This is a genomic window from Streptomyces sp. NPDC001902 (assembly GCF_042891295.1).
GTDB lineage: Bacteria > Actinomycetota > Actinomycetes > Streptomycetales > Streptomycetaceae > Actinacidiphila.
Genome location: NZ_JBIATA010000023.1, coordinates 24,757 through 45,101, shown reverse-complemented (window position 1 = coordinate 45,101; position 20,345 = coordinate 24,757). Strand labels below are relative to the sequence as shown.

16 protein-coding genes are annotated in these 20,345 nt (G+C 70.5%); 7 read left to right on the top strand and 9 right to left on the bottom strand.

Going from position 1 to position 20,345, the window contains the following annotated elements:
* Positions 1–557 precede the first annotated feature (557 nt).
* Both ACFYYN_RS30775 and ACFYYN_RS30770 read left to right on the top strand, forming a co-directional pair.
* Positions 558–5,207 (top strand): family 78 glycoside hydrolase catalytic domain, encoded by a 4,650-nt coding sequence (locus ACFYYN_RS30775; protein WP_500548350.1) that lies wholly within the window; start codon positions 558–560, stop codon positions 5,205–5,207.
* A gap of 291 nt (positions 5,208–5,498) precedes the next feature.
* Positions 5,499–5,954, top strand: coding sequence for an NUDIX hydrolase (locus ACFYYN_RS30770; RefSeq protein WP_500548349.1), 456 nt, complete (start codon positions 5,499–5,501; stop codon positions 5,952–5,954).
* Positions 5,955–6,394: 440 nt separating this feature from the next.
* Here the strand turns inward: ACFYYN_RS30770 and ACFYYN_RS30765 are convergent, their stop codons facing one another.
* Positions 6,395–7,012, bottom strand: a complete 618-nt coding sequence (locus ACFYYN_RS30765) for an ABATE domain-containing protein (RefSeq protein ID WP_500548348.1) — start codon at positions 7,010–7,012, stop codon at positions 6,395–6,397.
* Between the two features lie 87 nt (positions 7,013–7,099).
* On the opposite strand from ACFYYN_RS30765, the gene ACFYYN_RS30760 reads away from it, so the two are divergent.
* Positions 7,100–7,897: an MBL fold metallo-hydrolase gene (locus tag ACFYYN_RS30760; protein ID WP_500548347.1), complete on the top strand. Its 798-nt coding sequence runs from the start codon at positions 7,100–7,102 to the stop codon at positions 7,895–7,897.
* Positions 7,898–8,334: 437 nt separating this feature from the next.
* On the opposite strand, the gene ACFYYN_RS30755 is transcribed toward ACFYYN_RS30760, so the two are convergent.
* Positions 8,335–9,378, bottom strand: coding sequence for a HEAT repeat domain-containing protein (locus ACFYYN_RS30755; protein WP_500548346.1), 1,044 nt, complete (start codon positions 9,376–9,378; stop codon positions 8,335–8,337).
* A gap of 239 nt (positions 9,379–9,617) precedes the next feature.
* On the opposite strand from ACFYYN_RS30755, the gene ACFYYN_RS30750 reads away from it, so the two are divergent.
* Positions 9,618–9,815 (top strand): hypothetical protein, encoded by a 198-nt coding sequence (locus ACFYYN_RS30750; protein WP_500548345.1) that lies wholly within the window; start codon positions 9,618–9,620, stop codon positions 9,813–9,815.
* A gap of 146 nt (positions 9,816–9,961) precedes the next feature.
* Here ACFYYN_RS30750 and ACFYYN_RS30745 read toward each other — a convergent pair whose 3' ends face one another.
* Both ACFYYN_RS30745 and ACFYYN_RS30740 read right to left on the bottom strand, forming a co-directional pair.
* The gene (locus ACFYYN_RS30745; protein WP_500548344.1) at positions 9,962–10,405 is read right to left on the bottom strand and encodes a VOC family protein; all 444 of its coding nucleotides are present in this window, start codon (positions 10,403–10,405) and stop codon (positions 9,962–9,964) included.
* A 436-nt stretch (positions 10,406–10,841) separates the two neighbouring features.
* Positions 10,842–11,675, bottom strand: a complete 834-nt coding sequence (locus ACFYYN_RS30740) for a helix-turn-helix transcriptional regulator (RefSeq protein WP_500548343.1) — start codon at positions 11,673–11,675, stop codon at positions 10,842–10,844.
* Positions 11,676–11,786: 111 nt separating this feature from the next.
* Between ACFYYN_RS30740 and ACFYYN_RS30735 the strand changes: the two genes are divergently transcribed.
* Positions 11,787–12,626, top strand: a complete 840-nt coding sequence (locus tag ACFYYN_RS30735; protein ID WP_500548342.1) for an SDR family NAD(P)-dependent oxidoreductase — start codon at positions 11,787–11,789, stop codon at positions 12,624–12,626.
* A gap of 398 nt (positions 12,627–13,024) precedes the next feature.
* On the opposite strand, the gene ACFYYN_RS30730 is transcribed toward ACFYYN_RS30735, so the two are convergent.
* From ACFYYN_RS30730 to ACFYYN_RS30715, 4 genes are all read right to left on the bottom strand, one after another.
* The gene (locus ACFYYN_RS30730; RefSeq protein WP_500548341.1) at positions 13,025–14,407 is read right to left on the bottom strand and encodes a hypothetical protein; all 1,383 of its coding nucleotides are present in this window, start codon (positions 14,405–14,407) and stop codon (positions 13,025–13,027) included.
* A gap of 515 nt (positions 14,408–14,922) precedes the next feature.
* A complete protein-coding gene (locus ACFYYN_RS30725; RefSeq protein WP_500548340.1) occupies positions 14,923–16,002 on the bottom strand; it encodes a hypothetical protein in 1,080 nt (359 codons plus the stop codon).
* Positions 16,003–16,268: 266 nt separating this feature from the next.
* Positions 16,269–16,541 carry a hypothetical protein gene (locus ACFYYN_RS30720; RefSeq protein WP_500548339.1) on the bottom strand — a complete coding sequence of 91 codons (273 nt, stop codon included), beginning with the start codon at positions 16,539–16,541 and terminating at the stop codon, positions 16,269–16,271.
* Between the two features lie 92 nt (positions 16,542–16,633).
* Complete coding sequence (locus tag ACFYYN_RS30715) at positions 16,634–17,140, bottom strand: GNAT family N-acetyltransferase (protein WP_500548438.1); 507 nt, start codon at positions 17,138–17,140, stop codon at positions 16,634–16,636.
* Positions 17,141–17,253: 113 nt separating this feature from the next.
* Between ACFYYN_RS30715 and ACFYYN_RS30710 the strand changes: the two genes are divergently transcribed.
* Positions 17,254–19,143, top strand: coding sequence for an SMI1/KNR4 family protein (locus ACFYYN_RS30710; RefSeq protein WP_500548338.1), 1,890 nt, complete (start codon positions 17,254–17,256; stop codon positions 19,141–19,143).
* A 21-nt stretch (positions 19,144–19,164) separates the two neighbouring features.
* The gene (locus tag ACFYYN_RS30705) at positions 19,165–19,611 is read left to right on the top strand and encodes a hypothetical protein (RefSeq protein WP_500548337.1); all 447 of its coding nucleotides are present in this window, start codon (positions 19,165–19,167) and stop codon (positions 19,609–19,611) included.
* A gap of 162 nt (positions 19,612–19,773) precedes the next feature.
* On the opposite strand, the gene ACFYYN_RS30700 is transcribed toward ACFYYN_RS30705, so the two are convergent.
* Positions 19,774–20,142: a profilin gene (locus tag ACFYYN_RS30700; RefSeq protein ID WP_500548336.1), complete on the bottom strand. Its 369-nt coding sequence runs from the start codon at positions 20,140–20,142 to the stop codon at positions 19,774–19,776.
* Between the last annotated feature and the right edge of the window lie 203 nt (positions 20,143–20,345).

The following is a 20,345-nucleotide window of genomic DNA, read 5'->3' as shown; positions in this document are numbered from 1 at the left end:
AGCACTCAGACCGGCCGCCCCACCCCACCGAACGAAGGATCACGCCCCTGTCTCAATTCTCGATAGCTTGCCGACGGGCAGACCCGGCCGGGCCGCATCGCCACACCCTCGCCCACTGCCTCAAGGCACGCCCGGGCGCCGGGCAGTTCGCGGCGGGCACCCAGGATTTTGGCGCTGAGCCCGGGCCGGTCCGCCGAGTGAGGTGGAAGCCTGCCGCACCCGAGTGGCCGGTCGGCGGCCCGCCGGGTTTCCAGGGCGGGCCTGCCGGGTGCTGTGCTGCGCTGGTGTACATCAACGCCCGTGAACGAGCCTTTCCGGACCGGGCTGCCTCCCCGACAGCAGGACTTCGAAGACCCGCCTCGGCGTGGGCGACGGCCTCGTGGGCCGGGCCACCGGGCCAACCCGCCGCCACGTGGACGCAATGGTCCCATCGTCTTAAACCGATTCATTGATCTCTGGAATCCGTCCCATCAAATCTGTCCAACCCGTTGCCACGGAGGGGTGATGGCCGCCAGGGTGTCATTGAAGCGTTTCAGTATCTTTCTTGAGGAGCACCCGTGCGTCAGCAGATCACCGCGGTGGTCGCTGCATCAGTCTTCGTCGTGGCGGCACCCGCGACGGCGACGGCAGCGAGTCCACCCACCGCCTCCACCGCCCCCGCCGCCGCTGCAACGAGCGTCGGCGGTTTGACGGTCAACGCCCTCGACGACCCGCTCGGTATCCCGTTGGCGACGCCGACCCTGGGCTGGCAGCTCGGCTCCGAGCGCCGCGGCGTCACGCAGCGGGCCTACGAGATACACGTCGCCTCTTCGGCCGACCGCCTCGACAAGCCCGACGTCTGGGACAGCGGCAAGGTCTCCTCCCGCCAGTCGGTCGACGTCCGCTACGGCGGCCCCGCGCTGCAGCCGCACACCGACTACGTCTGGTCCGTCCGCGTATGGGACGACCGCGGCATCGTCTCCAAGTGGAGCGTGCCCGCCACGTTCGGCACCGCTCTGGGCGACCGGCCGTGGACCGCCGCGTGGATCGGTGCGGACACACCGGCGCTGGGCGCCCAGTGGACCGACTACACGATCAAGTTCACCGCCTCCGACATCAACGGGGCGCTCGGCGTCTACTTCCGCGGTCAGGACACCGAGAACGCCTACATGTGGCAGATCAGCGACGCCGATGACGCGCTGCGCCCGCACGTCAAGCGCAACAGCAACTACTCGGTCCTCAAGGCGACACCGTTCCCGGCCGGGTTCGACTTCGCCGCCGAGCACGACTACGCGATCGCCGTCGACGGCGACACGATCACCACCACCGTCGACGGCAAGCAGCTTGACCAGCGCACCGATGCGACGTTCGGCGGCCCCGGCACGATGGGCTTCCGCACCAGCGGCGCGGAGCGCGGTCTGGTCCGCGACGTCACGGTCACCAGCGACGACGGAACCGTCCTGGTCGACACCGCCTTCCCGGCGGGCGACCGCACCTTCGCGTCCGGCACCGTGACCGCGGGCGGCCTGCGCGTCGACAGCGCGGGCGGCGAGGCCTGGCTGCGCCGCGACGAGCCTGTCCCGCTGCTGCGCAAGGAGTTCGACCTCGGCGGCAAGAAGGTCGCCCGGGCACGCGTGTACGCATCGGCGCGCGGCGTGTACGAACTGCGGCTCAACGGCGCCCGGGTGGGCAACGCCGAACTCGCTCCCGGCCTGACGGCTTACGACAAGCACATCGACTACCAGACCTACGACGTGACCCGGCAGGTCCGCGCCGGCGCCAACGTGCTCGGCGCCGAGGTCGCACCGGGCTGGTACAGCGGCAAGGTCGCCATGTTCGGCACCGACGTCTACGGCAAGGACAACTCGGTGATCGCCGAGATGCTGGTCGAGTTCACCGACGGCACCAGCACCACCGTCCGTACCGACGGCACCTGGACCACCACCGGCGGTCCGACCCGCGAGGCCGACCTGCTCGACGGCGAGTCCTACGACGCACGGGTGGCCAAGCAGGTCGGCGGCTGGGACAAGCCCGGCTTCGACGACGCGAACTGGGCCGCGGCGCAGGTCCGCGACGAGCCGACGACCGTGCTCGAACCACAGACCGCGGTCGACGTACGGGTCACCCAGGAGCTCAGGACCGCCAAGCGGATCGACTCGCCGACCGACGGCGTCTACCTCTACGACCTCGGGCAGAACATGGTCGGCCACGTACGCCTCACCCTCAAGGGCAAGCCGGGACGGACGGTGAAGATCCGGCACGGCGAGGTGCTCAACCCCGACGGCACGCTCTACACCGCAAACCTGCGCACCGCGAAGGCGACCGACCACTACACCTTCGCCACCGACCAGCCGGAGACCTTCGAGCCGTCGTTCACCTTCCACGGCTTCCGGTACGTCGAGATATCCGGCGTCGACGAGGCCCCCGCGGCCAAGGCCCTGGTCGGTGTCGTCGTCGGCACCGACGGTGACCTCACCAGCAGCCTCGACACCAACTCCGACCTGGTCGACCAGTTGCACAGCAACATCGTCTGGGGCATGCGCGGCAACTTCCTGTCGATCCCCACGGACACCCCGGCGCGCGACGAGCGGATGGGCTGGACCGGTGACATCAACGTCTTCGCCCGCACCGCCGTCTACAACATGGACGCACAGTCCTTCCTGACCAAGTGGCTGCAGGACCTGCGGGACACCCAGCGGCCCAACGGTTCTCTGCCCGGCGTCGCCCCCGTGGTCCCCGGCCGCTTCGACGGCGGCTACGAGTCGGCAGGCTGGATGGACTCCGGCGTGCACGTGCCGTGGACGGTGTGGCAGGCGTACGGCGACACCAACGTCATCCGCGAGAACTACGACATGATGAAGGGTTACGTCGACTTCCTCGACGCCGACTCCACCGGCCACATCCGCTCCGCCGGCGGCTACCTCGACTGGCTCAACCTCGACGACGCGACCCCGGCCGACGTGCTCGACACCGCGTTCGTCGCCAAGAGCACCCGCGAGTTCGCGCAGATGGCGGCCGCGATCGGCCGGGACGGCGACGCGGCGGCGTACCAGCAGCGCTACGAGGCGATCAGGTCGGCGTACCAGGCGGCGTTCATCGGCGCCGACGGCACCGTGAAGGGCGACAGCCAGACCTCGTACATCCTGACCCTGACCAACGACCTCGCCCCCGCCGACCGGCGCGACAAGGTCGTCGCCAAGTTCGTCAAGACCCTCGAGCGCCGCGACTACCACCTGTCGACCGGCTTCCTCGGCGTCGACGGACTGCTGCCGGCGCTCACGCAGGCGGGCCGCTCCGACATCGCCTACCGGCTGCTGCAGCACAAGGACTACCCGTCCTGGGGCTACGAGATCGGGAAGGGCGCGACCACCGTCTGGGAACGGTGGAACTCCATCAACCCCGACGGCACCTTCAACGACGTGGGGATGAACTCGTTCAACCACTACGCGTACGGTGCGGTCGGCGAGTGGATGTACGGCAGCATGGCGGGCGTCTCGGCGGCCGAGCCGGGCTACCGCAAGGTGCTCATCGCCCCCGAGCCCGGTGAGGGCATCGACCACGTCGACTTCAGCCACCAGACGCCGTACGGCACGGTGCGCAGCGCGTGGAGCACGACCAGCGGGACGATGAAGCTCGACGTCACCGTGCCGGCGAACACCACCGCCCAGGTGCGCATCCCGGCGGCGAACCGCTGGGCGGTCACCGAGGGCGGCACGCCGATCAGCGAGGTCGACGACGTGAGATACGTCGAGCAGGCCGACGGGGACGTGGTGCTGGAGGTCGGCTCGGGGCGCTATGCGTTCGCGGTCGACCCGGTGCTCGGGGACCTGGGGGCGGCCCGGGCGCAGGCAGCGTCGTTCTCCGACGATGTCGACGCGCTGCAGGTGCGTGGTGCCGGCAAGATCGCCAAGGGTCACCTGCAGGTGCGCACCGCCCTGATGCGGACCGAGCTCGCAGCCGCCTGGCGCCTGCAGAGCGAGGGCGCGGACGAGCGGCTGACCGCCGCCGCGGTGCACCGTGCGCTCGCCGGCGTGGCGGACCTCGACCGATGGACGCAGACGTACGCCGAGCAGGGCACGATCGACAAGACGGCGGCCACGGCACTGCGTGATGCGCTGACCGGCATCGAGCGGACCCTGTCGCGGGCATCGTCGCGCCTCGTCGGCGCGGTCGCCACCCTGGAGGTGCCGGCCGACGAGATCCTCCCGGGCGATGTCGTCCGCGTGACCGTGGCGTTGAAGAACACCGGCAAGCGGCCGCTGACCGGCGTCGATTCGTCTTTGCAGGCACCCAGCGGCTGGACGGTGAAACCGGTGGGCCGGCACGCGTCCACCACAGGTGCGGGCAGTACGGTCAAGCACGCCTACGACGTCACGGTCGCGACCAACGCGCAGGCGTCCATGGCCGACCTCACCGGCTCGGTGTCCTACCAGTACGCGGGAGGAACGGCGACGCTCCCGGTGTCGGCGGGCCTGCCGGTCGCCCCCGGCGTCGCCATCGACGGTGTGTCCACCACGCCTGACACGGTCGGCCCGGGCCAGGAGGCCACCGTCGCCACCGTGCTGACCAACCGCACCGATGTGGTGCAGTCCGGCAAGCTCACGCTCGGCCTCCCTGACGGCTGGCCGACGCCGAACCCGGTCGGCTACCAACTGAACCCGGGGGAGAAGAGGACGGTCCAAACGGTCGTGACGGTGCCGCTCACCGTCGTCGGCCAGGCGGCCACGGTCACCGTGGCGACCGGCTCGACGCCGGCGGAGCAGGCGACCGGCACGATCGCGGTCTCGCTGCCCACCCCACCCGCGCAGTCCAGCGACCACGTCGACCTCGGTGACGGGCCGTCGGAGTCCGCCCACCGGCTGACCGCGTCGGAGCACTCGGGAACGAACGTCGAGGCCGGACTGACGCGGCGCTACACCCACTCCTCCTACCCGGGCGGCTGGCTGGAGTTCGACGCCGCCGTACCCACCAAGGGTCGCTTCGTGGTCCGCATCGTCGAGACCTTCGACGGTGCCCGGCGCAAGACCTATGACGTCCAGGTGGACGGCAAGGTGGTGCACAGCGTCGACCTGAGGCGAAGCGAGGGCGGCCAGGGCACCATCACCCACCAGTTCGTGGTCGACCCCTCCGACGGCACGTCGGACGGCACCGTGCGGCTCCGCTTCCAGGACACCGGCGCCGACTACGACCCCTCGATCGCCGACGTGTGGGTGATGCCAGTCGACTGATGCAGCCGGCGACACCTCGTGTGCCTGAGCACCCCCGTGCCGGGGTGCTCAGGCACACGACCCGCGGCACGGGTGATCTCCGGACCCGGTCGAAATGGCTGACCGAGGGGTTTGCCGGGGCGTGGCAGGCCGCTGTCGAGGGGCGCCGTCACGACACCCGCGGCCGGGCCGGGAAGAGGGCCTGCGGCGTACACGGCCGACGTAGCCACGTGTTTGGAAGGCCACCCTTCCATGCGCGATCGTGGCCCTTACGCGGGACGCATCGGCGGCCCGGCTCCCGAGAGGCATGGCGTGAAGCGCATCATCGCTGGACTGTGGCGGATCATCCGGGGGCCCCTGCAGTGGCGGATCCTGTGGCTGACGAACAGCAAATACATGGTCGGCGTGACCGGCGTTGTCCGCGACGCCGAGGGCCGCGTGCTGCTGTTGCGCCACCGCCTGTGGCCCGAAGACCGCCAATGGGGCCTGCCCACCGGCTACGCCAAAGCGGGTGAGGACTTCCGCGACACCGTCGCCCGCGAGGTACGTGAGGAGACCGGCCTGGACGTCAAGGCCGGCGAGGTGGTCCACCTCAAGAGCGGCTACAAGCTGCGCGTGGAGGTGGCGTATGCCGCCGAGCTCATCGGCGGCTCCCTGGAGCTCGACTCGTTCGAAGTCCTCGAGGCCAAGTGGGTATCGCCGAACGACCTGCCGCCGGGATTGCAGGAGTCGCATCGACTCCTGATCCAGGGCCGGCCCCACGGCTGACTCGCCACGGTCGAGCGCAGCCCGCGATCGCTCGCCCCGTACGAACGCCTGACTTTCACCTGCGATGCGGCCCGGCTGCTCGAACCGCTGAGCATGGGACGTACGACGCCGGAAACCCTCACCGAGCATCAGCCGGCCGTCATGTTCCTCCTTTTGCCGTGCGTTCTGCGGCGGGGGAGGCGGTCGGCCTTGCCTTTGAGCCCGTCAGGCCCGAGGGGCTGATACGGAGGCTCTTGTTGCGGAGGTCCAGGGCGTCCGTGACCTCAGTTGCTGACGGTCAGACCGGGGCCCGGGGTCGCCAGGCCGGGAGCGACCGAGCCTGCCGCGGGTGGCGGCCCGACAGGCCGTGGTCGCGGTCGCGGTGTCGCGCGGGCGGGGGCGGGGGCGGGGGCGGGCATGAGGGTCCGGCACGAGCCCGGGGTGAGGTCCTGGGCGGCGCGTCAGCCCGAGGCGCCGTTGCGCCGGGCGTAGGCACGGGCGGCGCGGGCGCGGTCGCCGCAGCGGATGGAGCACCAGTGGCGCCGGCCGTGGGTGCGCAGGAGGAACCGGTCGCAGGGGGCGGAGCCGCAGGTGGCGAGGATGTCGGCGTCGGGACCGGTGAGCAGGTCGGCGGCGTCGGCGGCGAGGGTCGCCAGTGCGTGGTTGACGGCCTGGTCGGTGGGGTGTGCCTGGATGCGGCGCAGTCCCTGGGCCCCGTCCCAGGCGAGGAGGGGTGCGGTGGGTACGGCCGTGAGTGCCTCGTTCACCGCGCGCAGGGAGTCTTCGGGCGGGGCGGTGCTGTCGACGCGGGCGGCGAACAGGGCACGTACGTGTGCGCGAAGCGCGCGCATCCGCTGTGCGCACACCTCGTACAGCTGCACGTCCGGGGTGGTCAGGTCGTGGGCGACGAGCCAGTGCATGGCGGATCCGGGGGTGGCGAGCAGGTCGTGGCTCTGGCCCGCGGGCAAGGTGGCGGCGGTGTTGGCGAAGTCCAGGGAGCGGTGCCGGTCGGCACCCGGAGCTGGGGGCAGGGCGCTCTGCGCTGTGTCGGTGGCCAGGGCGTCGTCCATGCTTCTCATGGTAGCGGTTGCATTTTTCCGTGAGCCCTGCCTAGCCTGGTGTCACGTTAAACGCAGACCTTTTGCGTGAGGAATGAGGAAGACGTGATGTCCCAGCCCAACGCCGATCAGTTCCCGGTCCGCACGTACGGCGGCCCGACCGCCTTGTTCGAGTACGGCGGGCTGCGGTTCTTGACCGACCCGACGTTCGACGGCCCCGGCGACTACGGCCGGCCCGGCCGCCCGGTCCTGACCAAGACCGCCCCCTCCACCGGCACCCCTGCCGATCTCGGCCCCATCGACGTGGTCCTGCTCTCCCACGACGAGCACCCCGACAACCTGGACACCTCCGGCCGTGCCCTGCTCGCCGACGTCCCCCTCACCCTGACCACCCCCAGCGGAGGCGAGCGCCTCGGGGAGAAGGCCAGGGGCCTGGCCGACTGGGAGGCCGTCGAGCTGGAGCGCCCGGGCGGCGGCACTGTCACCGTCACCGGCGTTCCCGCCATCCACGGCCCCGGCCCGCGCGAGGAGGTCGAGCCCTTCACCGGGCAGGTCGTCGGTTTCGTCCTGACCGGAGAGGGCCTTCCCACGGTCTACGTCAGCGGCGACAACGCCTCCCTCGACGCCGTCAAGGAGATCGCCGGGCGCTTCGCCCCGGTGGACACCGCCATCCTGTTCGCCGGTGCACCTCGTTTTCCGATGCTCTTCGACGGCAACCTGATCGTCCTGGACAGCGCGCAGGCCGCCGAGGCCACCCGGATCCTCGACGCCCGCCGTGTCGTCCCGGTCCACCACGACAGCTGGGCCCACTTCACCGAGGGCCGCGAGGACTTGGAGGCCGCCTTCACCGCCGCGGCCCTGGCCGACCGCCTGGACCAGGACTGGGCGCAGCGCTCCTCGGCTTGAACCGCCGCCCGGAACCGAGACTCGCGCGCGTCCGGCGCGTCAGCCCTGGTCCGGCTGCGGTGCGTTCGTGTCGAGGCGGGCGAACAGGTCGGCGACCAGGGGTGCCGCGTGCTGTTCGAGGTAGAAGTGCCCGCCGGGGAAGGAGCGTGTGGCGAAGCCCGACCGGGTCCTCGAGCAGGTGAGCGGGCGCGGTGGCTGCTCCGGCTCACTCCGGCGCCGCGGTTTCGCCGTCCGGCAGACGCTGCCGCGCTGCGACCACGTGTTGTCCGTCTACGCGCCGGCCGAGGGCTACTTCCCGTTGCCGCCGTGGCGCCCGCGCGTGCCTGTTCCGGGCCTTCGCGAAGGTCGAGCATCCGCGTCATTGCGCAGACGACCCCGACCGCCGACCCCGAAACCCCATCGGACGGCACCCTCACGCGCCCGAGTTTCGGCGGATGCTATTCGAAGGGGCGGAGTGCTTCCGTCGCTGTTTCCCGCACGGTTGGATTTGTGTCGTCGGTCAGTTGGGCCAGTAGCGGACGTGCGGGCGGCCAGTGCCGCACACTGGCGGCGAGGGCACCCGCGACAGCGGCGCGTACCCACCAGTCTGGGTCGTCCGTCCTGGACCGCAGGGCATCGAGCGACACGCCCAGCATGCCGAGGCCGCGGGCCGCCCCGGCCCGCACGGAGGGTTCGGCGTCGGCGAGCAGTTCACGCAGGGCGGCAGCCGCGTCCGGGGCGCGATCGGAGTTCGCGGCCCTGCGCCCTACCGCCTCGCCCAGCACCGAACGGACGTACCAGGCGGGATCGGAGGTAAGCGGAACCAGGTGGTCGACTGCCGCCGGAGGGGCGGACCAGGCCAGCAGGAGCACGGCATCGTGCCGTACCCAGGAGTCCGGATCCTGCAAGGCCGTGACCACAAGCGCGTATGCCTGTGCGTTGTTGTTCACGCTCGGCAGTGAGTTGAGGGCGGTTCGCCGGATCGCCGGATCGGGGTCGGCCAGCGCCTCGCGCAGTACCCTCGTGTCGGGCGTCTCGAACACGTCGCGGAGCGCCCACAGCGCGGCTCTGCGCAAGTCGGGGTCATCACCGGCGAGCACCGGGAGGATGACGGCCCGGCACTCGGCCCGATCGGCTCGCATGACGGCGCTCAACGCCATGCCCAGTCGTTCACCGTCATCGTCGTCCTCGCCGCGCAGCGCGTCGGCGAAGACCCGCAGGAGCAGCGGGAACGCTTCGGCCCCGGAGAGGCCGGCCAAGGCATGTGCCATCAGGTCCCGGCCGTACCAGTTGCGCTCGCGCGTGCAGGTTTCCAGCGCGGCCCGTACGGACGCTGCCGCCGAGCGGTCACCGCTCACGGCCAGTTCCCTTACGAGCGGCCAAGGATCACCATCCAGTGTGCCGTCGGCGTACCGGAACAGTTCGGCTGGTGTCACCTGGGCCTCCTGCCCTGAGGTGAGGCGCGGACCGGGGACCTGTTCCCGCCGGTCCAGCGCCCGCATGGCGGGGTCAGCGTACGCTCGAGCCACCGCACCCGCACAGCACCGCGCTGGGTTTCTGCCTGGCCGGTTCCTCGGAGAACCGGTGCCGTCCTGTCCCGCGTACCGGCAACAGGCCTTGGCTGTCCTGGGGTGCACCTGCCCCTGAGGTCGAGGTGCGCATATGAGTGCAATCCGTTCATACTTGCGTATAACCCTTAGTCGGGTCACGATTACCCTACGTAACCGAGGCGCGATCTCGTATGAACGCCACGACCAAGTACACACTCGCTGCCGCTGCCGTCGGCTGGACCTTCCTGGCGTCCCAGTGGTCCGGCAAGGGCTGCGACTTCGTCCCTCAGTCCTACGCCCTCGTGCTCTCCCACGGCATGCCCGCGGGCGCTGAGGGATGCAAGGCCGAGACGGACGGGCCGCAGTACACCGACCAGTACGACCGGTGACACCCATGTGAGGTCCGGAGTGGGTGCCACCGGCTCGAGTTCGGGCTCGTCCGGGGTGGCCGTCCGCGTGCCGCATACAGGCCCGTCGAGGTGGGCGATGTGCCATGTCCGGTGTTGGTGATGGCCCCCCTTGGTGTGCTGCTGCGCTATGACCGGGCCAGGATTCCCCGGAGCAGGCCGGTGGACTGGCCCACCTCGATCAGGTATCCGTCGGGGTCGCGCAGGTAGCAGCGCAGCTCCGAGCCTCGGTCCACCGGTTCGGTCAGGAACCGGGCGCCCTGGGCGACGGCGTGCGCATGGAAGGCGGCGAGGTCGGCGACGCGCACGTTCAGGAAACCGGATACACGGTCACCAGTGTGGGGCGCTTCCAGAGTCACGTCCGGCTTGTCGGGCGTGGGTCCGCCGCCTGGGTTCATGATGAGCCAGCTGTTGGCGATCTTGACAATCGCCGGGTTCTCCTCCATCACGACCTGGCCACCGAAGACGTCGGCGTAGAAGCGGCGCGAAACCGTGACGTCCCGCACGGTCAGGAAGTGCGTGAGGAGCAGACCGTGCTCGGGCACGGGCAGGTCACCGGGAGGTACCGTCATCGTTGGGTCACCCTTCGTCGAAGTGGGGTGGTCCCGGGGTGAAGACCACGACGGAGCAGGGTGGCCAAGAGGCCGTCGCCTCAGCCGCGTGCGGCAGACTTGTGCAGTGCACGACGCCGGCGGGCTCTGCCCCGGGCTGCCGACCGCTCCGCAGTAACCGACCAGAGCGGCCGTGGTTGTGTGACACCCCGGGGGCGGCCTTCTCCCCGGGATGTTCGTGGGCCGGCCGGCAGGGGCGGTCGAAGGCGGTTGCTGTCACCGTGGTCGTGGGGGGCCCGCTGGGCGATCTCGGTGCATTCGGTGCGCAGGATCCAAGAGACCGGCTGGTCGGAGTCGAGATGCAGCCGTACGGCGCGGGCGGTGGTGAGCACCTGGTCGGCGGACAGGCCGAGATGCCCGGTGGTGGGGTTGATGTCGTGGCCTTGGGGGTGCGAGTTCACGGATGCGGCCTGCTGGTGAGGCCGAGCAGGGTGAGCCGCTCCGCGGTCGCGGTACCGGCGACCGGCGAGAACAGGGCGAGGACCTGGGTGCGGTCCTCGTCGATCAGGGACTGGCAGTCCAGATCGAGCAGGCCGACCTCGGGGTGCAGGATCCGTTTGCGGCGGTACCGCATCACGGCGACGTCGTGGAGTTGCCACAGCGCGGCGAACTCGGGGCTGCCGCTGCGCAGCCGGTCGACCAGGGTGCGGGCGGGGTCGTCGTCGCGGCGGCCGACGGCGGCCCGCAGGTCGGCGACCAGGGCTCGCGACTCGTTGGCGTGGTCCTCGACCGGATACCCGCAGCGCGTACCGGGGTCGGTGAACCAGCGGTAGATGATGCTCGCCTCGGGGCCGCTGCGGCCGGTGAGGTCACCGAACACGGCGCGGGCGAGGTGGTTCTGGGCCAGCGTGTCACCGAGGTCGGTCATCACCTGGGCGGGCACGTCGTAGAGCCGGTCGAGGACGGCCAGCAGGGCCGGGGAGACGTGCCGGTCGCCGCGCCGGCGGTCCGGCACGTTCAGCCCGGCGAGCCGGTAGAGGTGGTCGCGTTCGTCCAGGCTCAGCCGCAGCGCGCGGGTCAGCGCGCGCAGCACCGACTCCGACGGCGTCGCCGTGGCCCGCTCCTGTTCGAGGCGGGTGTAGTAGTCCGTCGAGACGCCTGCGAGCCCGGCCACCTCCTCCCTGCGCAGCCCCGGCGTACGCCGCCGCCCGGCCGCGGCCAGGCCGACGTCGGCGGGGCTGAGTGCCTCGCGCCGGATGCGGAGGAACTGGGCGAGCTGCTGGGTGTCCATGCCGAAAGTCTGTGCTCCCGGCGACGCGGTAGCCAGGGACAACCTCACTCTGCCTACCGCGCGCCGGACGACCGACGCTGGGCTGCACCGACTCACGTACGGAGAAATCGCATGGCTACTGCCCGCACATGGTTTATCACCGGCGCCTCCCGGGGGCTCGGTGCGCTCTGGGCCGAGGCGGTCCTCGAGCAGGGCGACCAGGTCGCCGCCACCGCCCGCGACGCAGCGGTATTCAAGCCGCTCGCCGACCGCTTCGGCAGTCGGCTGCTGCCGCTGGAACTCGACGTCACCGACCGGGCTGCCGCCGACGCCGCGGTCCACACCGCCGAAGAGCAGTTCGGTGGCATCGACATTCTGGTCAACAACGCCGGGCACATGCTCCACGGCGCGGTCGAAGAGGTCAGTGCCGAGCAGGCCCGGGCGCAGATGGACGTCAACTACTTCGGTGCGCTGTGGACCACCCGGGCCGTGCTGCCCGGGATGCGCGAGCGCCGCTCCGGCCGGATCCTGCAGGTCTCCTCGATCGGCGGGCTGGTTGCCTACCCGGCGCTGGGCATCTACCAGGCCTCCAAGTGGGCCCTGGAAGCCATGAGCCAGTCCCTGGCCGCCGAGGTCGAGGTGTACGGCATCCACGTCACATTGATCGAGCCGATCATGTTCCCCACCGGCCTGGCCGCGTCCTCCCCGCAGTCGCAGCCGAACCCGGCCTACACCCACGCCCGGGAGGCTTTGTACGCCGGTGCGAGAGCGAGCGGTTTCGTCCCGGGTGATCCGGCCGCGACCTCGGCGGCGCTGCTGGCGGTGGCCGACGCCCCGAAGCCGCCGCTGCGGGTGCTGTTCGGTGCAGGCGGCCTCGATGCGCTGCGCACGGAATTCGCCGGCCGGCTCGCGGGGCTGGAGCAGTGGGACCACATCTCCCGCCTCGCCCAGGGCAACCCGGCGGCGAAGTGACCGCCTTGACTCGCTGTCCTGCCCGCGGCTCAGCGACCTGGCCGTGACCGCAGCCCAGGCGAAGCAGCGCCGCCATGAGGACCCCCGACTGCCCTTTGAAAGGGACTCTGCGCGGGTGCGGCGATGCACGGAGCTGACGGCGGGGCGGTTGTACCGTCGTGGGGCGCCTTGTGTCCCAGGGTGTTCGTAGCGTTGCCTGTCCAGGCTCCCCACCCTCGCGGTGGGGGGCCTGGACTCCACGCTGGGTACCGGTTCCCGGGGCATCGGATCGGTTCCAGCCGTCTCGCGGCGGTCCGCTGACAGCCATACCCAGAACCCCTGGGTCCAGCTGATCCAACGAATGACCAGTTCGAACCGAGGAACCAGAAAGTGGGGCATCTTCTGGGGCGGAGGCCTCCTCACGACCTCGCAGCCTGGAACCCGGTGAACTCTTGCGGCTGTAGCGCTAGTTGAGCGAGAACGGTTGGCGAGCGCCGCCCCGGACTGCGCTGCCGGGTCGGCCGCAGGGCGGACCCCGCCGCAGCCGTACACGCTGCCGGCCGGCCCCGTACGGACGGTTCACCGTACGGGGCCACCTGCTCATCCGCCGCGAGCACACTGTCGGTGACAGCGTCCTGGAAGCCGTCACCGCCTTCGTAGGCGGCCCGGTAGCGGGCTTCTCCGCTGCCCTCGAGGTCCGCGGAGAAGTAATACCCGGTGCCGTCCCACCGTGCCTCGACGGTGGTCAGGTCCGACCAGTCCAGGCCGTCGGACGAGCGCTGCACGGTGACCAGGACCGTGCCCGGGGTGAAGCCGTCGGTGAAGTCCATGTGGCCCTCCGCGTGCACGGTCCGCTCGTCGGTCCGCAGCGACGAAAAGTCGGTGAACACCGCGCCGTGGTGAACGTGTACCAGGTCGCTCAGGCCGGTGGACGGCTGAAGGAAGGGGTCTTCCGTGGTGTCCAGCGCGAGCTGGAAGTATCCGCCGTCCCATGGCGTGTAGGTGACCGAGAAGGTTCCGTCGTCTTTGGTCGTGAAGCCCCCTACGGTGTCGGTCCTGCCCTCCTTCGGCCCGAAGAGGATGCCACCGGACTCCCCGGCCAGGGGCACCCAGCCCTCCGCCGTGTGCTGTTCGACCTTGGCGGTCAGCGTGACCGCCTCTCCGTCGTCGATGTCCGTGGCGCTGACCTGGGCGACGAACCGCGTGGGAATCTGGTCGACGCCGATCTGCACCAGTTCCGACTCCCCGGACAGGACGAAGGGCTCGCCCCCGGTCGCGCGGAACACGGCCTGAACAGGGGCACCGTTGTCGAGGTGGACCGAGCCGGTGAAGCGTCCAGCAGCATCCGTGGTCACGGAGGACTGGGTCCAGTAGTCGACATCGAGGTCTACCTGGCGTCCCGCGAGCGGGAGCAGTTCCCTGGTGGGCCGGCGCTCGTACAGGGTGCCGCTGACCTCGACGTCGCGGTGGTCCCTGTCGATGGCAGTACGGTCGACGGTCAGTGCGCCGAACTTGGCCACGACGTAGTAGGCGAGTTCGCCGGCCGACGTCTGCGAGACGTGGTCGCCGTCGGCGTCCGTCAGTTCTACGTCGACGCGGTAGGCACCGAACTGGTCCAGCTGCAGCGGCTTCTTGGTGCGCCACACACCGCTCTTGCGGTCGCCGGAGGAGAGCGTGAAGTCCTTGGGTTTGACCCGGGCGACCTCGTGCCCGGTGGTGTACGAGACGATGTGCGCCGAGACCGCGGTGATGTCACTGCCGGACTCCGCAACGACCTGCAGGGTGCCAAGGTCGTCGTTCACGCTGCCGGCGTACCGCACCTGCAACTGGTCGGATGCGTGCGCGGCCGGGGCGGCTGTCACCACAAGCCCTACGGTGAGACCCAGCGCCGCCACGACGGCACGTAGCCTTCTTGGGCGGCGCCCGCCATTCGTCCGTCTCGCCAATCCATCCATATGCTGTCCCACCCCTTCTGTGCCGAAATCAGCCCGGCGATGCAATTGCGCGGCCGAGCCCGCGAGTAGTTGTAGCGCACCTTGATCATCACTCGCATGCCCATTCGGTGACCGTGGCTTCGTCCCGTGCCTCGGGGGCTGGGGGAGGACCACGGTGACCCGGTATGGCGTGCTCGGCACGATGCGCGCGCGACTTGTCGACATTTCTGGTGATTCACTCCCAATGGCTGCCGGAGTGATCGCGGACTGACCGTTGCTGTACGGTCGGCGCTCCGAACTGCGCGTAGGTGTTGGCGTGTGATCACCAGGGGGACCCAGCTTGCACCGTGAAAGCCGCGGTCACGAGCGCGCCCGCCACCGGGTCAGGACGCCGGGCCGGTCCCGGTGCCGGATGAGGTGCGGGCGAACCAGCTCCGCGTCTCCTCGGCGGGGAGGACGCGGGTGAGTTCGGCCGTGCCCGGGAGCAGCGGGAAGAACCGGTCGGCGTTCCAACTGCGCTGGTACATCGGCTCGTCCAGTACGAGCAGGCGGCGCCCCTCCACCACGGGGATGTCGTCGGGCAGCCCCTCGTTCCAGATCCGGTCGCCGTTCGGGGCGAGGAGTTCGAAGGCCCCGGTCGCGACCGCTTCGCTGCGTCCTCGGGCGGGCTTGGGGTCCGTGGCCAGGCGGACGCTCTCGGCCGAAGGCGCGGTGCCGGGCACGTGGCCGCCGCCGACGAGGACGTGGGCGAGCAGCGTGTGCAACTGGAAGTTGTCCGCGATGCCGCCGATGCGCACCTCGAAGCCGGTTCCGGTGGGCCGGTGCAGCACGACCAGGTGCTCGTCGTCCAGGACGGCCAGCGCGTAGGCCAGGCACTTGAGGTCGTGCCGCTCCAGGGCTGCCAGATCGTTGCAGACGGGGAGGAGCGCGGACGCGTGCCGGTTGCGCACCTCTGCGCTGCGGCACAGCACGGCCAGCGCGGGCGGTTGCCACTCCTCGACCGAGCACCAGGCCAGCGCCAACCGCGTGGCCTCGTGCGCGTCGTCGCCCAGGCGGGCCAGCAGGGCATCGTCGATGATCTTCTCGTCGGGCTCCGGCAGTTCGTCCTCGGCGCCACCGGAGCCCGTCCACCGGCGGGCGAACTCCAGTGCGTCGAGCAGGTCCTGCCGGACGCCGCCGAGGATCGGCTCCGCGCAGGCCGCCGGATCGGCCCCGCTCTCGACGCAGAACCCGGCCGCCATCGCCAGCAGCGGGCGCGGGCCGGTGGGCGGGAAGGCGGGAATCAGTGCGGCCAACCGGGGCCCCACTGGAACGCGTTCGGGGTCGGTCGACTGCTGCAGGCTGTTTATCGCGGCGGTGAAGGCACCCTCGGTGCGGGCACCGTCACGAGCGTCGACGGCCTCTTCCAGCTCCGACACGACGGCGTCGAGGCCGGCGGACTTCTGCTTCCTCTTGAAGATCACCGGCACACCTTATGCCCGAGGACTGACAACGGGCGGTGGAGCGCTCCGAACGCCCGTGCCCGCTGTTCCCCCTCGCCCTCAGCGCCGGGTGGAGACATGGTTCGCGTCACGCCGGTAGGTGTGGAGGATCAACCCCGCGAGGAACGTGCCCACCTTGCGTACCGCGCGGGAACCGGGGCGTCTTCCAGCATGTTCCAGTAGAGGCGTGGGGAGTCGTGCTTCTCGGCGTCCCGCGCCACCCACTCGCTCATGGCCGTCGCCGCACACTACCGCCGGTCTTCCACGTCCACGAACAGGTCCGTCAGAGAGCACTTCCCGGCGTACCTGCCGCCGGCGTGGAACAAATAATTCGCGATGCCGACCATCGTGCGGTCCAGCCGGGCCGCGATACCGCGCATCCGCTCGTCGTCGAGCAGACGCCGCCCCGTCCGTTCGCAGGCGTCGTCGTCGCGTTCGACCTCGAAGCACGAGTCTTTGCCGCGGACCGGAACCTCCCAGCAGGCGCGGCCGGACTCGGCAAGGAAGCTGATCTCCACCATTGCGCCCATCCTGGCGTCGGCAGTGCGGCGACGTCCGCCGGTCTCCCCTGATACGTCCCCACCGCCGGCCCAGCCGTGATGCGTGAGTGCGTTCAGCGCACCAGCTCGGTGGCCACCAGGTCCATCAGTAGGCCGTCGTGCCAGGTCCCGTCGGGGCCACGCTCGTACTGCCGCATGATGCCGACCGGCCGGAAACCGGCATTCGCGTAGCAGCGGATCGCCGCGGTGTTGTCCGCCGCCGGGTCGATGACCAGACGGTGGTAGCCGAGGTCGTCGATGAGATGGCGGGCCAGCGTGCGTACGGCGTCGGTGCCCAGACCCCTGCCGTGCGCCGCAGGATCGAGGAAGAGGTCGATTCCCGCGTGCCGGTAGTCCGGATCCTCCTCGGAATACCACTGGATCATGCCCACGATCCGCTGCTGGTGCAGGACCGTCAAACAGGCCGTGTCAGGGTCGTCAAGGTCGGCCGCGATGTCCGCTTCGAGAGCATCCCCGCCGTTCCAGCGTGCGCGCACCTCGGGAGTGCCCCGGATCGCGGCCAGAGCGGGGATGTCCTCGGTGGCGGTGGGCTGGAGGACGACGAGGGTGCCATGCAGCACGGTCACGGCAAGCACTCTATGCGACCGCGACCGTGCGCCCTGCGTTGTCCTGCCGATTGCCGACTGTCCTCCACCGGGCCGCCGTTGTCGGTGCCGGATGACACCATCCGGTCATGAGTGGCGAGGCTTTCAACTGGCACGGGTTCCTCGGGCGATGGCAGGAGGAGTGGGTTCCGCGCGCTGACCGGGACGAGGACGGCGGACAGGCCTTGCCCCTGGGCAGGCCCGGGGCGGACGAGACGGCGATCGCCGCGGCCGAGCAGCGGCTGGGGCGGCGGCTGCCGCCCTCGTACCGGGAGTTCCTGGCCGTGAGCAACGGGTGGCACGTGGACGAGACGGCCGGGGTCTACCAACTCGGCGGTGTCGCGGACATCGACTGGTTCGGGGATCCGCACGGCATGACCCCGCTGTACGAGCAGGGTCTGGGCGACGACCCGCGCGAGGAGGACGCCCTGCTGGCCGGGATGTGGCGACGCGCGCTGCGGCTGGAGACGGACTCCGACATGTCGAACGCCCTGCTCGACCCGGGCGACAGTGACCAGGACGGCGAGTGGGCGCTCTACGTGTTCAAGGGCTGGAGCGGTGAATACCCCCGCCGCTACGCGTCGTTCCGCGCGTACATGGAGGCCAAGTACCGCGCCTTCCACGCCGACCGGACGGAGAGACCCGACTTCGTCAACGCGACCACGCGAGCCCAGGACGGCCAAGTGGAGCAGGCCCGCCTGCTGGCCCTGCGCGGGCGGTACGAGGAGGCCCTGCCGCTGCTCGAGGAGGCGCGGTCATTCGGCCGACCACGTAGCGCCGCCCTGCTGGGCCAGCTCCGCCACCTGCTCGCTCCGCACAGCCACCGGGACTACGGCCACCTCGTGGCCGACCCGCGCTACCTGTCCGAGATCCTGCCCGTGGAGGCCATGGCACCGGCGGGCGACCGATGGCGCCAGGGCGGGGACGACCACTGGCTCAAGATGATGACCGCCCGTGGGGCAGACCGGAAGGCCGCCGAGACGCTATTGAGCGCGATGCGGGATGGCACCTATCGCTACGCGCCTCCCGGTGCTTGGGGCCGGGCCGTCGCCGAGGCCCGGGAATCGGCCCGCTGGGGGGCGACCGACGCCGCATGGCGGGTGCTGCGGGACGCGCTGCCGGTGTGGGAGGCGCCCGGGTCCCTGCTGATCGCTCCGATCGGCCTGCTCGCCGATCCGTTCCTGGGCCCGCTGATCACCCCGGACCGTGGGCGGGAGATCCTCGCGACACCACGGGCCGGGGAGACGGGACCCGCTCCCGAGCCGGTGCCCGATCTCGACCCGCCGGGCCTCGGCTGGCTGACGGAGCCTGCCGTGCACGGGCAGCGGTTGGACGGATACCGCTGTGTCTGGGTCCAGGGGGTCGACCCGGACCGGCTCCCCGCGCTGATCGGCGAGGAGGGTGCCGAACTGAGCGGGCCCGCGGAGCTGCGCATGTTGCCCTGGCGGGGGCCCAAGCCGCACGAGCGGGAGGGCGTGCAACCCTGGGAGGACCGGGCCGTCGTCGCCGCGGGCCGCACCGCCGAAGCGTGGGCCTTCGCCTTCGACGGCCACTCCCGGCGTTCTCTGAGTGAGCGGCTCGCGTCCCCCGCCGCGGCGGCCTCGTCGTCAGGCCGAGCGGTGGTGGTGTGGCGCGACCCGGAGCGCGCGTCTCCGGATGCCCGCCCCACCGCGTTCCACCTCTCGGTGGCCGAACAGGGCGAGGAGCTCTACGCGTTCACCGTGCGGGGTACGGAGATCGAGCGTTCCGGCGCGATACCCGAAGCCCTGGACCCCGCACGGCTGTTCCGCCCCGAGGACACGGAGCCGGACCGCGAACGCCGTTTGCTGGAAGCCCTCCATGCCGAACTCGGGCTCTCGTTGCCGCGCTTCGCGCTGACCCAGGGCAGGCTCCGCACCTTCATCACACGGTCCTGGACCAGGGCGCCGCGCGAGGGGGAGGCGTACGCCTACCTCGGGTTCGTGCGGCACCGGCCCTGAACTCGTTGACGGGAACCCCACATGACCGCCCGCCCCGACCTTCCCCGTCCCGAACGCGTTGGAAAGGCGGCGGACGAGCTTCTCGCCGAGGCCACCCGCAACGGCGTCCGTCCCAGCGCCCTGACACTCGCCCATCGCGTCGGACTCTCCAACACCACCTTCCACCGCCCCTACCGCGACATCGTCGAGACCATCACGACGGCGCGAAACGCCACAACCGAACGCAGCGCGCCAGCCGGCACCAAGCGCGACACGGACCTCGCCCGGAGAAACGCCAAGTTCCGCAGAGCGAACCGGGAACTCACCGACCAGCTGGGCCTCGCCCTCGCATGCGTCCAGCTCCTGGCCATCGAGAACAAGAACCTGAGAGCTCAAGTCGAAGCATCCTCCCGAGTCACCCACCTGCCGAGGAGCCGGGGAGTGGAACGTTGCTTCCGGTGCTTGATCCTGGAGCCGTCACGCGCATGAGCCTGATGGAACCCCGTGCCGTGCTCCTCGGTCGCCGAGCAGAGGTGGACGGGCAGGCCGACCAGGTCGAAGCTGCCGTAGCAGGTCCAGATCGCGCGCATATCGACGGCATGCAACCCGGGGCGGTCGGACGCGCGGTGGGCTATTCCTTGCCGCTTGTCGTCAACTGGCGTTCTCGGCGGCATAGGTCTGGAGCTTGCTCAGGGCCTGAGGCGCGGCGCTCTCGTTGGCGCGGGCGACGATGACGATTTTGCTGGTGGCGACCGCGACGATTGCCTTGTCGTCCTTCTTGCCGATGACGGTGTCGTCCTGCCGGGCGGTAAGCGCGTAGTTCTCGCCCTGAACCGCCAGGCGCGGAGTGGCTTCGGGATCGCGGACCGTCTGCACGATCTCCTTGGTCTCCTGGGGCGAGGGGCGCCATTGCGCCGCGTCGCTGGTTCCATACAGGCTCCCGTTGAGATCAGCGAGGAACACCGCATCTACGCCCGGAGTGCTTCGGACGATGCCTTCGCAGGACGGTTCCCAGCTCATGAACCGCTCCTTTCCGACGGGGAGCCGGCGGCGGCCGGACCCGGGTCCAAGACAACGCGCATACCGCCAGCGTGCAACCCAGGGCGGTTCCCCGCGCGGGGTGCTGCTCCGGGTCAGTGACCAGCGCACGCGCAGGGGAACCACCGATTCCGCCGTCAATGTCCGCGCAGGGCCCTACTGTGCGCCTCGTGGACATTCACTGG